Annotated in this window: 13 protein-coding genes; 11 read left to right on the top strand and 2 right to left on the bottom strand. The window is 58.8% G+C overall.

Annotated features, from left to right (window positions below):
• Positions 1–18: 18 nt before the first annotated feature.
• The 5 genes from phnL to phnP are packed head-to-tail and all read left to right on the top strand — an operon-like array spanning position 19 to position 3,584.
• A complete protein-coding gene (gene phnL, locus AB2B48_RS19780) occupies positions 19–705 on the top strand; it encodes a phosphonate C-P lyase system protein PhnL (protein ID WP_220439002.1) in 687 nt (228 codons plus the stop codon).
• Entirely contained in the window at positions 702–1,838 is a 1,137-nt protein-coding gene (gene phnM / locus AB2B48_RS19775) for an alpha-D-ribose 1-methylphosphonate 5-triphosphate diphosphatase (protein WP_333012361.1), read from the top strand. The genes phnL and phnM overlap by 4 nt, the downstream gene beginning before the upstream one ends.
• Positions 1,838–2,395 carry a ribose 1,5-bisphosphokinase gene (phnN, locus tag AB2B48_RS19770; protein ID WP_368299927.1) on the top strand — a complete coding sequence of 186 codons (558 nt, stop codon included), beginning with the start codon at positions 1,838–1,840 and terminating at the stop codon, positions 2,393–2,395. The genes phnM and phnN overlap by 1 nt, the downstream gene beginning before the upstream one ends.
• Entirely contained in the window at positions 2,382–2,816 is a 435-nt protein-coding gene (gene phnO, locus AB2B48_RS19765) for an aminoalkylphosphonate N-acetyltransferase (protein ID WP_368299926.1), read from the top strand. Before phnN ends, phnO begins: the two co-directional genes overlap by 14 nt.
• Before the next feature lie 9 nt (positions 2,817–2,825).
• Complete coding sequence (gene phnP, locus AB2B48_RS19760; RefSeq protein ID WP_368299925.1) at positions 2,826–3,584, top strand: phosphonate metabolism protein PhnP; 759 nt, start codon at positions 2,826–2,828, stop codon at positions 3,582–3,584.
• On the opposite strand, the gene yjdP is transcribed toward phnP, so the two are convergent.
• Positions 3,581–3,919: a DDRRRQL repeat protein YjdP gene (gene yjdP / locus AB2B48_RS19755; RefSeq protein WP_333012356.1), complete on the bottom strand. Its 339-nt coding sequence runs from the start codon at positions 3,917–3,919 to the stop codon at positions 3,581–3,583. The two genes, phnP and yjdP, sit on opposite strands and share 4 nt — an antisense overlap.
• A 315-nt stretch (positions 3,920–4,234) precedes the next feature.
• On the opposite strand from yjdP, the gene AB2B48_RS19750 reads away from it, so the two are divergent.
• From AB2B48_RS19750 to AB2B48_RS19725, 6 genes are all read left to right on the top strand, one after another.
• Positions 4,235–4,510, top strand: a complete 276-nt coding sequence (locus AB2B48_RS19750) for a YtcA family lipoprotein (RefSeq protein ID WP_185668480.1) — start codon at positions 4,235–4,237, stop codon at positions 4,508–4,510.
• A gap of 19 nt (positions 4,511–4,529) precedes the next feature.
• Positions 4,530–5,561: a multidrug transporter subunit MdtN gene (mdtN, locus tag AB2B48_RS19745; protein ID WP_185668479.1), complete on the top strand. Its 1,032-nt coding sequence runs from the start codon at positions 4,530–4,532 to the stop codon at positions 5,559–5,561.
• Positions 5,561–7,525: a multidrug efflux transporter permease subunit MdtO gene (gene mdtO / locus AB2B48_RS19740; RefSeq protein ID WP_368299924.1), complete on the top strand. Its 1,965-nt coding sequence runs from the start codon at positions 5,561–5,563 to the stop codon at positions 7,523–7,525. Before mdtN ends, mdtO begins: the two co-directional genes overlap by 1 nt.
• Positions 7,519–8,976, top strand: coding sequence for an MdtP family multidrug efflux transporter outer membrane subunit (locus AB2B48_RS19735; protein WP_368301987.1), 1,458 nt, complete (start codon positions 7,519–7,521; stop codon positions 8,974–8,976). The genes mdtO and AB2B48_RS19735 overlap by 7 nt, the downstream gene beginning before the upstream one ends.
• Positions 8,977–9,263: 287 nt before the next feature.
• On the top strand, positions 9,264–11,411 hold the full coding sequence (gene fdhF, locus AB2B48_RS19730; RefSeq protein ID WP_368299923.1) for a formate dehydrogenase subunit alpha: 2,148 nt from the start codon (positions 9,264–9,266) through the stop codon (positions 11,409–11,411).
• A gap of 92 nt (positions 11,412–11,503) precedes the next feature.
• On the top strand, positions 11,504–12,193 hold the full coding sequence (locus tag AB2B48_RS19725) for a tetratricopeptide repeat protein (RefSeq protein ID WP_185668476.1): 690 nt from the start codon (positions 11,504–11,506) through the stop codon (positions 12,191–12,193).
• A gap of 127 nt (positions 12,194–12,320) precedes the next feature.
• On the opposite strand, the gene gltP is transcribed toward AB2B48_RS19725, so the two are convergent.
• Positions 12,321–13,634 carry a glutamate/aspartate:proton symporter GltP gene (gltP, locus tag AB2B48_RS19720; protein ID WP_185668475.1) on the bottom strand — a complete coding sequence of 438 codons (1,314 nt, stop codon included), beginning with the start codon at positions 13,632–13,634 and terminating at the stop codon, positions 12,321–12,323.
• Positions 13,635–13,685 lie beyond the last annotated feature (51 nt).

Here is a 13,685-nt window from a genome sequence, read left to right as displayed (position 1 = left end):
ATGTTAAAGAGGCAAAAAATGAACGCGATCCGCGTCGAAAACGTCAGTAAAACCTTTGTTCTGCACCAGCAAAACGGTGTCCAGCTGCCGGTGCTGCGCGAAGCCTCGCTCACCGTCAACGCCGGGGAGTGCGTGGTGCTGCACGGCCACTCCGGCAGCGGTAAATCTACCCTGCTGCGCTCGTTGTATGCCAACTATCTGCCGGATGAAGGGCATATCCATATTAAACACGGCGACGAATGGGTCGATCTGGTCAGCGCCCCCGCGCGCAAAGTGGTGGAAGTGCGTAAGACCACCGTCGGCTGGGTCAGCCAGTTTCTGCGCGTGATCCCCCGTATCTCCACGCTGGAGGTGGTAATGCAGCCACTGCTCAACATCGGCGTGCCCCGTGAAGCCTGCGCCGCGAAAGCCGCTCAGTTGCTGACGCGCCTCAACGTGCCGGAGCGCCTGTGGCACCTCGCGCCGTCGACCTTTTCCGGCGGCGAACAGCAGCGCGTCAATATCGCCCGTGGCTTTATCGTCGACTACCCAATTTTGCTGCTCGACGAACCCACCGCCTCGCTGGACGCCAAAAACAGCGCTGCCGTGGTTAGCCTGATTACCGAAGCCAAAGCCCGCGGCGCAGCTATCGTCGGCATTTTCCATGACGAAGCCGTCCGCAACCAGGTCGCCGACCGCCTCCACCCAATGGGTACACCCGCATGATTATCAACAACGTAAAGCTGGTTCTTGAGAACGACGTGGTTCACGGTTCCCTTGAGGTACAGGACGGCGAAATTCGCGCCTTTGCCGAAAGCCAGAGCCGCCTGCCCGAAGCGATGGACGGCGAAGGCGGCTGGCTGCTGCCGGGGCTGATTGAGCTGCATACCGATAATCTGGATAAATTCTTCACCCCGCGCCCGAAGGTTGACTGGCCCGCCCACTCGGCGATGAGCAGCCACGACGCGCTGATGGTCGCCAGCGGTATCACCACCGTGCTGGATGCAGTCGCGATTGGCGATGTGCGCGACGGCGGCGACCGTCTGGAAAATCTCGAAAAGATGATCAACGCCATCGAGGAGACGCAAAAGCGTGGCGTTAACCGCGCCGAGCACCGCCTGCATCTGCGCTGCGAACTGCCGCATCACACCACCCTGCCGCTGTTTGAAAAACTGGTCGGCCGCGAGCCGGTGTCACTGGTCTCCCTGATGGACCATTCGCCGGGCCAGCGCCAGTTCGCCAACCGCGAGAAGTACCGCGAATACTACCAGGGCAAATACTCGCTGACCGATGAGCAGATGCGTCAGTACGAGGAAGAGCAACTGGCCCTGGCAGCCCGCTGGTCGCAGCCGAACCGTACGGCGATTGCCGGGATGTGCCGCGAGCGCAATATCGCGCTGGCAAGCCACGACGATGCCACCCACGATCACGTGGTTGAATCGCACCAGTTGGGCAGCGTGATCGCCGAGTTCCCCACCACCTTTGAAGCGGCGGAATCCTCACGTCGCCACGGCATGAACGTGCTGATGGGCGCGCCGAACATCGTGCGCGGCGGCTCGCACTCTGGCAACGTCGCAGCGCACAAACTGGCGGCGCTGGGGCTGCTGGATATTCTCTCCTCCGACTATTACCCGGCGAGCCTGCTGGACGCGGCGTTCCGCGTCGCCGATGACGATAACAACGCCTTCACCCTGCCGCAGGCGATCCATCTGGTGACCCGCAACCCGGCGCGCTCGCTGAATCTGCACGACCGTGGGGTGATTGCCGAAGGAAAACGAGCCGACCTGGTGCTAGCGCACCGCAAAGGCGAGCATATTCATATCGACCACGTCTGGCGTCAGGGAAAAAGGGTGTTCTGATGAAGGGAAAACTGGTCTGGTTAATGGGGCCGTCCGGCTCCGGGAAGGACAGCCTGCTGGAAGTGCTTCGCCAGCAGGAGCTTTCCCAGCTGTTAGTGGCACATCGTTATATCACCCGCCCGGCCAGCGCCGGGTGTGAAAACCATATCGCGCTGAGTGAACAGGAGTTTTTCACCCGCGCTGGGCACAATCTGCTGGCGCTAAGCTGGCACGCCAACGGCCTGTACTACGGCGTGGGCGTGGAAATTGACCTCTGGCTGCACGCCGGGTTTGATGTGGTGGTGAACGGCTCGCGTGCGCACCTCGCCCAGGCGAAAGCCCGCTATACTGAGGCGCTGCTGCCGGTCTGTCTGCAGGTCTCACCGGAGATCCTGCGCCAGCGGCTGCACGCCCGCGGGCGGGAGAACGGCGTGGAGATTGCCGCCCGGCTGGAACGCGCCGCGCGCTATACGCCGTCGGAGTGCCACACGCTCAATAATGACGGCAGTCTGCTACAGTCGGTAGAGACCCTCCTCATACTGATGGGGAGAAAGGAGCCACGCTATGCTTGTCTGTGAACTACGCCATGCCACCTTCGAGGACATCGAGGACGTTTACGCGCTGATGTGCGAGCTGAAACAGGCCGAATACGACAGAGACGCCTTTTACACCGGCTTCGCCGCCAATCTTCAGGATAGAAATCTGTACTATCAGCTGGCGCTGCTCGACGACGAGGTGGTGGGCATGGTGAGTTTGCATTTGCAGTTCCACCTGCATCACGCCAACTGGATAGGCGAAATTCAGGAGCTGGTGGTGATGCCGCAGGTACGCGGCACCGGCATTGGCAGCCAGATGCTGGCGTGGGCGGAAGAGACCGCGCGTGACGCGGGCGCGGAGATGACCGAGCTGTCCACCAGCGTCAAACGTCTCGACGCCCACCGTTTTTATCAGCGTGAAGGCTATGCCCCGAGCCACGTTCGTTTCACCAAAGCGTTATGAGGATGCTGTATGAGTTTGAGCCTCACCCTCAGCGGTACCGGCGGCGCGCAGGGCGTGCCCGCCTGGGGCTGCAACTGCCTGGCCTGTACGCGGGCGCGTCGCGCCCCGCAGTATCGGCGGAAAGCCTGTAGCGGCATCGTCCGCTTTAACGACGCCGTGACCCTGATCGATGCCGGGCTGCACGATCTTACCGATCGCTGGCCCGCCGGATCTTTTCAGCAGTTTTTGCTCACCCACTACCATATGGATCACGTGCAGGGACTGTTTCCGCTGCGCTGGGGCGTAGGCGACACCGTTCCGGTCTACGGCCCGCCAGATGAACAGGGCTGTGACGATCTGTTCAAACATCCCGGCCTGCTGGATTTCAGCCACACCGTGGAACCGTTCGTGGTCTTTGATTTGCAGGGATTGCAGGTCACGCCCGTGCCGCTCGAACACTCGAAGCTCACCTTTGGCTACCTGCTGGAAACGCCGCATAGCCGCGTTGCCTGGCTGTCGGACACCGCCGGGCTGCCGGAGAAAACGCTAACCTTTTTAAGCAATAATCGCCCGCAGGTGATGGTGATTGATTGCAGCCACGCCCCACGGGAGCAGACGCCGCGCAACCATAGCGATCTGGCGACGATTCAGGTACTTAACGACGAGATCCGCTGCCCGCGCGTTATCCTGACGCATATCAGCCACCAGTTTGATGAATGGATGATGACCCACCTGCTGCCGCCCGGCATTGAGGCAGGCTATGACGGTATGGAAATTCGCCTGGATTAACGGTCGTAATCGTCGTCGAGGCGCTGCTCGTCGTCCGACAGCTGACGGCGTTCCTGATCGAGCTGGCGCTGGCGATCGTCAAGCTGGCGTCGGCGGTCATCAAGCTGCCGACGACGATCGTTATATTGCTGGCTGCTCTGCGTACTGCGGCGATCGTTATAGGATCGATCGTCGTCATCCCGATCGCGGCTGGAGCGATCGCTGCTGCCCGGGTTGTAGGCATCGTTGATCGCCTGCTGAATATTGCCAATGGCGTCATCAATAATATCGGCATGCGCGAGCTGGCTGGTCAGCGACAGCGCGCAGAAGCATACGGCGGTGAGGTAACGTTTCATAGGGCCAGTCTCGTCAGGGGGCTGGCGGTAGGTTATGCAAGTGTGCACCATCGGTGTAGCGGAGGAATCTCAATTCAGCCAGCAAACAGCGAGATGCAGACGATACCAAAACAAGCCTAAAATAAGCCCGCCGGCATTCAAATTCATAATAAATATAATAACAACCACAAGAAATATAAAATATAAATAAGTTATGAATGCGATAGGAAAATAAAGCTATTTTTCTCCTGCGAAAAAATAGCCATACTGTCTCTTCCCATGGCTATTTTATATTCATCATAAATATTGTTAGAAATACACAGGATGTATTCTATTATGCAAATCATAAAATCCAGGATTAGGATAGCGCTAGAAAAAATGGCCTGGCTGATGCCTGCGCTAGGGCTGACGGGGTGTTCGTTATCCCCCGCCATCCCGGTCATTGGCGCCTATTACCCTGGCTGGCTGTTCTGTCTTATTATCGGCGTTATCCTCACGCTTATTTCACGGCGAATTATCCTTAATCGATACCCCTCATTGGCATTGGCCAGCGTGATTTATACCGCCCTCTTTGCTCTTTACTCCATGCTGGTCTGGCTGGTCTTTTTCTAACTCACATTGAGATGCGCTCATGGAAAGCTCGCAGAATAAAACTCTTCGCAACAAAATACCGGCCCTGGCGCTGACGCTGCTCGCGTTAATTGTCCTGATCTGGGTTATCTGGCGTATTGATAGCGCGCCTTCAACTAACGATGCCTATGCCGCTGCCGACACTATCGACGTGGTCCCGGAAGTGAGCGGGCGCATTATTGAACTGGCGGTGCACGATAACCAGCAGGTCAAGCAGGGCGATCTGCTTTTCCGCATCGACCCTCGCCCTTATGAGGCCAATCTGGCAAAGGCCGAAGCCTCACTGGCGGCGCTGGATAAACAGATCATGCTGACCCAGCGCAGCGTCGATGCGCAAAAATTTGCGGCGGGCTCCGTTGAGGCGTCCGTCGGCAAAGCGCGCGCAGCGGCTAAACTCGCCAGCGACACGCTGCGCCGCACCGAACCGCTGCTATCGCAGGGGTTTGTCTCGGCGGAAGACGTTGACCGTGCGCGCACCGCGCAGCGCGCCAGCGAAGCCGATCTCAACGCCGTGCTGCTGCAGGCGCAGCAGGCCGCCAGCGCCGTCAGCGGCGTGGATGCGCTGGTCGCCCAGCGTGTGGCAGTAGAAGCGGATATCGCGCTGACTAAACTGCACCTCGAGATGGCCACCGTGCGTGCGCCGTTCGACGGCCGCGTGGTGTCGCTGAAAACCTCCATCGGACAGTTCGCCTCCGCCATGCGCCCTATTTTCACCCTCATCGACACCCGCCACTGGTACGTGATTGCCAACTTCCGTGAAACCGAGTTAAGCAACATCCACGCGGGTTCCCCCGCCACCCTGCGCCTGATGAGCGACAGCGGCAAAACGTTTACTGGCAAGGTAGATTCCATTGGCTTCGGCGTGCTGCCAGACGACGGCGGCATCGTGCTCGGCGGCCTGCCGCGCGTCTCCCGCTCCATCAACTGGGTGCGCGTGGCCCAGCGCTTCCCGGTGAAAATCATGGTCGATAACCCGGACGCTGACATGTTCCGCATAGGCGCGTCGGCGGTTGCCAGCCTTGAGTCACAATAATGAACGCGCTCCATTACCTGCCGCTGCCGCTGGTCAGGCTGCTGGCGTTTTTCCATAAGGAGCTGAGCGAGCGTCGTCCCGGCCGGTTGTCACAGACGCTGCAGCTGTGGATTGGCTGTCTGCTGGTCGTGCTTATCTCGATGACCTTCGAAATCCCGTTTCTCGCCGTTTCGCTAGCGGTGCTGTTCTATGGCATTCAATCGAACGCGTTTTACACCAAATTCGTGGCGATACTGTTTGTCGTCGCCACGGTGCTGGAGATTGGCAGCCTGTTTCTGATCTACAAATGGGCCTACGGCTACCCGCTGGTGCGCCTTATCATCGCCAGCCTGATCCTGCTGGGCTGCATGTTTATGATGCGCACGCATCGGCTAGGGCTGGTCTTCTTCGCGGTGGCTATCGTCGCCATTTACGGTCAGAGCTTTCCCGGCATGCTCGACTATCCCGAAGTGGTGATGCGCTTGACGCTGTGGTGCATCGTGGTGGGCCTTTACCCTACGCTGCTGATGGTGCTGATGGTGCTGATGGGCGTGTTGTGGTTCCCCAGCCGTGCCGGAAGCCAGATGCGCGCTGCGCTCTGCGCCCGTCTCGATGACGCTCTCAAGCGACTGGCAGGCGAAGGTGCACCGCGGGCGGAAACCGACGTCGAGCGGGAAATTCTGGCGCTGCAAAAGCTGAATGTTTTCTGTATGGCCGATGATGCTGGCTGGAAAACACACTGCGCCTGGTGGCAAAACGGCGTCAATACCGTGAGCTATCTGTACAGCACGCTGAACCGCTACGATGCCGCCACTGCCGCGCCAGCCCCGGCATTCGTCGCACGGCTGAGGGCGGAAATCCTCTCACTGCGGCAGTCAATCACCGAAGGTAAACCGTGGCAAAGCGCATGGCAGCTCAGCGCCGAGGAACGCGCAGCGGCAAAGGCCTGCGGGCTGGAGAATCTCTGCGAGCAGCTGCGCCAGCTTGGCCTGATGGACCCCAACACGCCGCCATCGCCCGCCGTCAAAGCGCCGTCATTCGTCGCGGATGCCTTTACCAACCCGGCCTACCTGCGTTATGCCCTCAAAACGCTGCTGGCCTGCCTGATCTGCTTTATCTTCTATTCCGGCGTCGACTGGGAAGGCATTCACACCTGTATGCTGACCTGCATTATTGTCGCCAATCCCAGCATCGGCTCTTCCTACCAGAAAATGGCGCTGCGCTTCGGCGGCGCGCTGGCCGGCGCACTGCTGGCGCTGCTGGTGACGATCGCCATTATGCCGTGGCTGGACGGCATCGTTGAACTGCTCGCCTTACTGGCGCCTATCTTCCTGTTCGGTGCCTGGATAGCGACCGGATCGGAACGATCGTCCTATATCGGCACCCAGATGATCGTCACCTTCGCGCTCGCCACGATCGAGAACGTTTATGGTCCAGCCTACGATCTGGTGGAGATCCGCGATCGCGCCGTCGGGATCCTGATTGGCACCGCCGTCTCCGCCGTTATCTACACCTTTATCTGGCCGGAAAGTGAAGCCGTCCCTCTGCGGCACAAGCTGGCTGGTGCGTTAGGGATGCTCGGCAAACTGCTGCGCCTCCCGCAACAATCCCCGGCAACGCAGCGTGACTATCTCAAGCTGCGCATTGGCTGCCACGCGGCCTTTAATGCCTGCGAGGAGATGGGCGAGCGCGTGGCGCTGGAACCCCATCAAGCCACCCATCTTGCTCACTGTCAGAGCGTGATTCGTTCGGGCCGCGAGATCCTCTACGCCTGGGATGGTGCTGAGGCACCGGAACCGGCGCTTGCCGAAGCGCTGGAGCAGTATGCCGACGCGCTGGCGCAGGGCACAGCCTCCGCTCCGCCACTCTCACCGGAGCAGCGCGAACACGCACAGCGCGTCGCGCAGCAAATAGCCCGTTTACCCGATTGGACCTCCCCGGCCGAACGCGCCGGGGAACAGGCGCAAGGAGCCACCCCATCATGACCCGAACCCTTTTTCGCATCCTGCTGTGTAGCCTGTTGAGCAGCACCGCCACGCTCTCCGGCTGCGCGCTGATCCGCAGCGATTCCGCCCCCCATGCGCAACTGCAGCCGGGGCAGATAACGCTGGCTGACGATATCCATCTCGCCAGCCAGGGCTGGCCGCAGGCGCAGTGGTGGCGGCAGTTTAATGACCCACAGCTCACGGCGCTGATTGAAAAAACGCTGACCGGGTCGCACACGCTAGCAGAAGCCCGGCTACGCGAAGAGAAAGCGCAGTCGCAGGCCGATTTACTCGAGGCCGGGTCGCGGCTACAGATGGCGGCGCTGGGAATGGTTAACCGTCAGCGCGCGTCGGCCAACGGCTTCCTCGGCCCCTACGCCCTGGACGCGCCGCGCCTGGGCATGGACGGCCCTTACTACACCGAAGCGACCGTCGGCCTGGTGGCCGGGTTGGATTTCGATCTATGGGGCGTACACCGCTCTGCCGTCTCGGCGGCCATTGGCGCGCAAAACGCTGCGCTGGCCGAAACGGCGGCGGTAGAACTGGCGCTGTCGACCGGCGTAGCGCAGCTTTATTACAGTATTCAGGCGAACGACCAGATGCTCGACCTGCTGCAGCAAACCCACGACGTCATTGACTACGCGGTGCGAGCGCACCAGAGCAAAGTCGCGCAGGGGCTGGAGGCGAAAGTGCCTTATCACGGCGCGCGCGCGCAGATGCTGGCAGTGGATAAGCAGATAGCCGCCGTCAAAGGGCAAATCAAAGAGACTCGCGAATCGCTGCGGGCGCTGATGGGCGCAGAGGCGAACGAGCTGACGGAGATAAAACCAGCGGCGCTGCCGCAGGTGCAGGTGGGTATCCCGCCGATGCTCTCTTACAATCTGCTCGCGCGCCGCCCAGATTTGCAGGCCATGCGCTGGTACGTGCAGGCCTCGCTCGATCAGGTGGAGGCCGCACGGGCGCTGTTCTACCCAAGCTTCGACCTCAAGGTCTTCTTCGGGCTGGACGCCATCCATATTGACGAGCTGTTCAAGAGCACCAGTCGGCAGATTAACGTCATCCCCGGCCTGCGTCTGCCGCTGTTCGACGGCGGGCGATTGAACGCCAATCTGAAAAACGCGCGCGCAGGCAGCAATATGCTGATTGAACGCTACAACCAGTCGGTCCTTAATGCCGTTCGCGACGTGGCGATCGGCGGTACACGTCTGCAAACGCTGAATGATGAGCGCACAATGCAGGCAGAACGCGTCGATGCCACCCGCTATAGCCAAAGCGCCGCCGAAGCCGCCTTCAGCCGTGGGCTCGGCAGCCGACTGCAGGCCACCGAAGCGCGCCTGCCGGTGCTGGCGGAAGAGATGTCGCTGCTGATGCTCGACACCCAGCGCGTAGTGCAGGGGATTCAGCTGATTAAAACGCTGGGCGGCGGTTATCAGGCCGCGCCGGTTAAGTAGGCCGGAACCGCCCCGGCATCGCGCTGCTCGGCCGGGCTACGAGTGCCCATATCAGGTAGCCCGGACGAGGCGCGCCAGCGCCGACTCCGGGATCGGTTCTCCTCCCAACAACGTCACCCGTTTTTCCCTTCGACACGTCAAATATGACGACAGCCTGTTTTTCGTCAGCGTTTTGTCCAAAAATCAGCCGTATTATCAGGGAATGCCCACAATAAAAAAGTGGCATAAAAGATGCATACTGAGGGCGACAGCGCGTATGCGCGATTTGATTAACTGGAGCGAGACCGATGAAAAAAGTCGTCACGGTTTGCCCGTATTGCGCATCAGGTTGCAAAATCAACCTGGTGGTCGATAACGGAAAAATCGTCCGGGCAGAGGCGGCTCAGGGGAAAACCAACCAGGGTACCCTGTGTCTGAAAGGCTATTATGGCTGGGATTTTATTAACGATACCCAGATCCTGACGCCACGCCTGAAAACCCCAATGATCCGTCGCCAACGTGGCGGCAAGCTGGAATCCGTCTCCTGGGACGAAGCGCTGAATTACGTGGCCGATCGCCTGAACGCGATCAAAGCGAAATACGGCCCGGATGCCATTCAGACTACCGGTTCCTCACGCGGAACGGGTAACGAAACAAACTACGTCATGCAAAAATTTGCGCGTGCGGCGATTGGTACTAACAACGTCGACTGCTGCGCACGCGTCTGACACGGCCCTTCGGTTGCAGGTCTGCACCAATCGGTCGGTAACGGCGCAATGAGCAATGCCATCAACGAAATTGATGACACTGACTTAGTCTTTATCTTCGGGTACAACCCGGCTGATTCCCACCCTATCGTGGCGAATCACGTGATTAACGCCAAACGTAAAGGGGCGAAAATCATCGTCTGCGATCCGCGCAAAATTGAAACCGCGCGCATTGCCGATATGCATATCGCGTTGAAAAACGGCTCGAATATCGCGCTGCTCAACGCCATAGGTCATGTCATTATTGAAGAAAACCTGTACGACAAAGCGTTCGTCGCCAGCCGTACCGAAGGTTTTGAAGAGTACAGCAAGATTGTCGAAGGCTATACGCCGGAGTCCGTCGAAGCGATTACTGGCGTCAGCGCGCAGGAAATTCGTCAGTGTGCGCGTATGTATGCCGGTGCGAAAAGCGCGGCCATCCTGTGGGGCATGGGTGTTACCCAGTTCTATCAGGGCGTGGAAACCGTCCGTTCGCTGACCAGCCTCGCCATGCTGACCGGTAACCTCGGTAAGCCAAGCGTGGGCGTGAACCCGGTTCGCGGTCAGAACAACGTTCAGGGTGCCTGCGATATGGGCGCACTGCCGGATACCTATCCGGGCTATCAGTACGTGAACAACCCGGCTAACCGCGAGAAATTCGCCAAAGCCTGGGGCGTGGAAAGCCTGCCAGCACATACCGGCTATCGCATCAGCGAACTGCCGCACCGTGCCGGGCATGGCGAAGTTCGCGCCGCGTACATTATGGGTGAAGATCCATTACAGACCGACGCAGAGCTCTCCGCGGTACGTAAAGGCTTCGAAGATCTGGAACTGGTTATCGTCCAGGATATCTTCATGACCAAAACCGCTGCTGCCGCAGACGTCATCCTGCCGTCTACGTCATGGGGCGAGCATGAAGGCGTCTTCTCGGCCGCTGACCGTGGTTTCCAGCGCTTCTATAAAGCCGTTGAGCCGAAGTGGGATCTGAAAACCGACTGGCAGATTATCAGTGAAATCGCGACCCGCATGGGCTATCCGATGCACTACAACAACACCCAGGAAATCTGGGATGAGTTGCGTAATCTGTGCCCGGATTTCTACGGTGCCACCTACGAGAAAATGGGCGAACTGGGCTATATCCAGTGGCCTTGCCGTGATACCGGCGATGCCGATCAGGGGACGTCTTACCTCTTTAAAGAGAAGTTCGACACCCCGAACGGTATGGCGCAGTTCTTCACCTGCGACTGGGTAGCGCCAATCGACAAGCTGACCGAAGAGTATCCGATGGTACTGTCGACGGTGCGCGAAGTCGGCCACTACTCTTGCCGTTCGATGACCGGTAACTGTGCGGCGCTGGCAGCACTGGCGGATGAACCGGGCTATGCCCAGATCAACACCGCTGATGCGGCGCGTTTAGGCATTGAAGATGAAACGCTAGTGTGGGTGAACTCCCGCAAAGGCCGCGTCATCACCCGTGCCGCAGTGAGCGATCGTCCGAACAAAGGCGCGATTTACATGACCTACCAGTGGTGGATTGGGGCCTGTAATGAGCTGGTAACCGAGAACTTAAGCCCGATTACCAAAACGCCGGAGTATAAGTACTGCGCCGTGAACGTTGAGCCGATTGCCGACCAGCGTGCCGCTGAGCAGTATGTTATTGATGAGTATACGAAGCTGAAGGCCGGACTGCGCGAAAGCGCAATGGGCTAAGCGGACTCGTTTCAACGCCCCCATTCGGGGGCGTTTTTTTATCCTGCCAATCTCTTTATACTGCCCCCTTCCTCGACTACCTACATAATAAGATGACACGACTTTTTGCATTATTATGGTTATGCCTGACGGCGCTGTCAGCGTACGCCGACGAGCCGGGCAGCCAATACCTGAAAGCCGCCGAAGCGGGAGACGCACGGGCGCAATACTATCTGGCCGATACCTGGTTTAGCTCCGGCGACCTGAGTAAAGCTGAATTCTGGGCACAAAAATCCGCCGACAGCGGCGATGCGGATGCCTGCGCCCTGCTGGCGCAGATTAAAATCACTAACCCGGTAAGCCTCGACTATACCGAAGCCAAAGCGCTGGCCGAGAAAGCCGTCAAGGCGGGCAGCCGAGCCGGTGAAGTGATCCTGGCGCGTATTCTTATCAACAGCCAGGCCGGACAAACCGACTACCCGCGGGCGATTACACTACTCCAGCAGGCATCAATGAACGCCGAGAGCGATTTCGCGGTGGACGCGCAAATGCTGCTGGGGCTGATTTACGCCAACGGCGTGGGCGTGAAGGAAGATGACGAAAAGGCGACGGACTACTTCAAAAACAGTTCCGCGCTCTCCCGCACCGGCTATGCCGAGTACTGGGCCGGGATGATGTTCCTGAGCGGCGAGAAAGGGTTTATCCCGCAGAACAAACAGAAAGCCTTGCAGTGGTTGAACCTGAGCTGTACGGAAGGGTTTGATACCGGGTGCGAAGAGTTTGATAAGGTGAGTGCGGAGTAGTTTTTTCCCGGGGTCGCATGCGCTCGCCCGGGCTACGTTACTGTAGCCCGGCCAAGCGAAGCGCCGCCGGGATCTGCACCGTCCCCAAAAACAATAATGCCGGGCAAGCCCGGCATTATTGTTCTATTTATTGATCGGCAGTTTTATCAAACTTGCCGAGCATCTCGCGCTCATACGCCAGCGCTTTCTTACGGTCAAACTTGTGCTCCCACTTGGCGATAACCAGCACCGCCAGCGCGTTACCCACCACGTTCAGCGCGGTACGCGCCATGTCGAGAATACGGTCAACGCCGGCAATAAATGCCAGACCTTCCAGCGGAATACCGACGCTGCCCAGCGTCGCCAGCAGTACCACGAAGGAGACGCCCGGCACACCCGCGATCCCTTTTGAGGTCACCATCAGCGTCAGCACCAGCACAATTTCCTGCCAGATGGAGAGGTCAATACCGTACAGCTGCGCGATAAAGATAGCCGCGATGCTCTGGTACAGCGTGGAACCATCGAGGTTAAACGAGTAACCGGTCGGCACCACGAAGCTGGTGATAGAAGCCGGTGCGCCGTAGGCTTCCATCTTCTCGATAATGCGCGGCAGCACGCTCTCGGAGCTGGCGGTGGAGTACGCCAGAATCAGCTCGTCTTTCAGGATACGAATCAGGATCCAGATGCTCAGCCCGCAGATACGCGCCACGATGCCCAGCACCACCAGCGCGAAGAACAGGATAGCGAAATGCACCAGCAGCACCAGCTTCGCCAGCGGCCACAGCGAGGCGAAACCGAAGTTCGCCACCGTCACGGCGATCAGTGCGAATACGCCAACCGGCGCGTAGCGCATCACCATGTGGGTGACCTTGAACATGGTTTCAGAGATCGAACGGAACACCGTAACCAGCGGTTCGCGGTGGGTGGCAGGCAGCGAGGAGAGCCCCAGACCAAACAGCACCGAGAAGAAGATAATCGGCAGCATGTCGCCTTTCGCCATCGAGGCGATGATATTGGTTGGCACCAACGACAGAATGGTGCCCATCAGACCATGCGCATGGCTTTGCACTTCGGCGGTGGTGCTTTGGTATTTCGAAATGTCCACCGTCGCCAGCTGTGACATGTCGATCCCTGATCCAGGCTGGAAGACATTCGCCATGGTAATACCGATAATAATCGCTACCGTGGTGATCACTTCGAAATAGATGATGGTTTTTGCGCCGATTCGTCCTAATTGCTTTGCATCGCCGACGCCGGCTATTCCCACGATCAGCGTAGAAATAACGATCGGCACCACAATCATTTTAATCAGGTGGATGAATATATCGCCAGCAGGTGATAACAGATTCATAACCAGCCAGTCGCGGCTATCGCTATGATAATGCAGGTAACTACCGAGAATAATACCCAGCACCAGGGCAATCAGAATTTGCCAGGCCAGGCTGATTCGAGCTTTTTTCATAACTGCAGACTTCCTCAATGAAAAATACCATGCCAAACCGGAATGGTATCC

Source organism: Kluyvera sichuanensis, from assembly GCF_040930405.1.
Classification (GTDB): domain Bacteria; phylum Pseudomonadota; class Gammaproteobacteria; order Enterobacterales; family Enterobacteriaceae; genus Kluyvera; species Kluyvera sichuanensis.
Note: the sequence above shows the minus strand (reverse complement) of the source record. Positions and strands in the feature narration are given on the sequence as shown.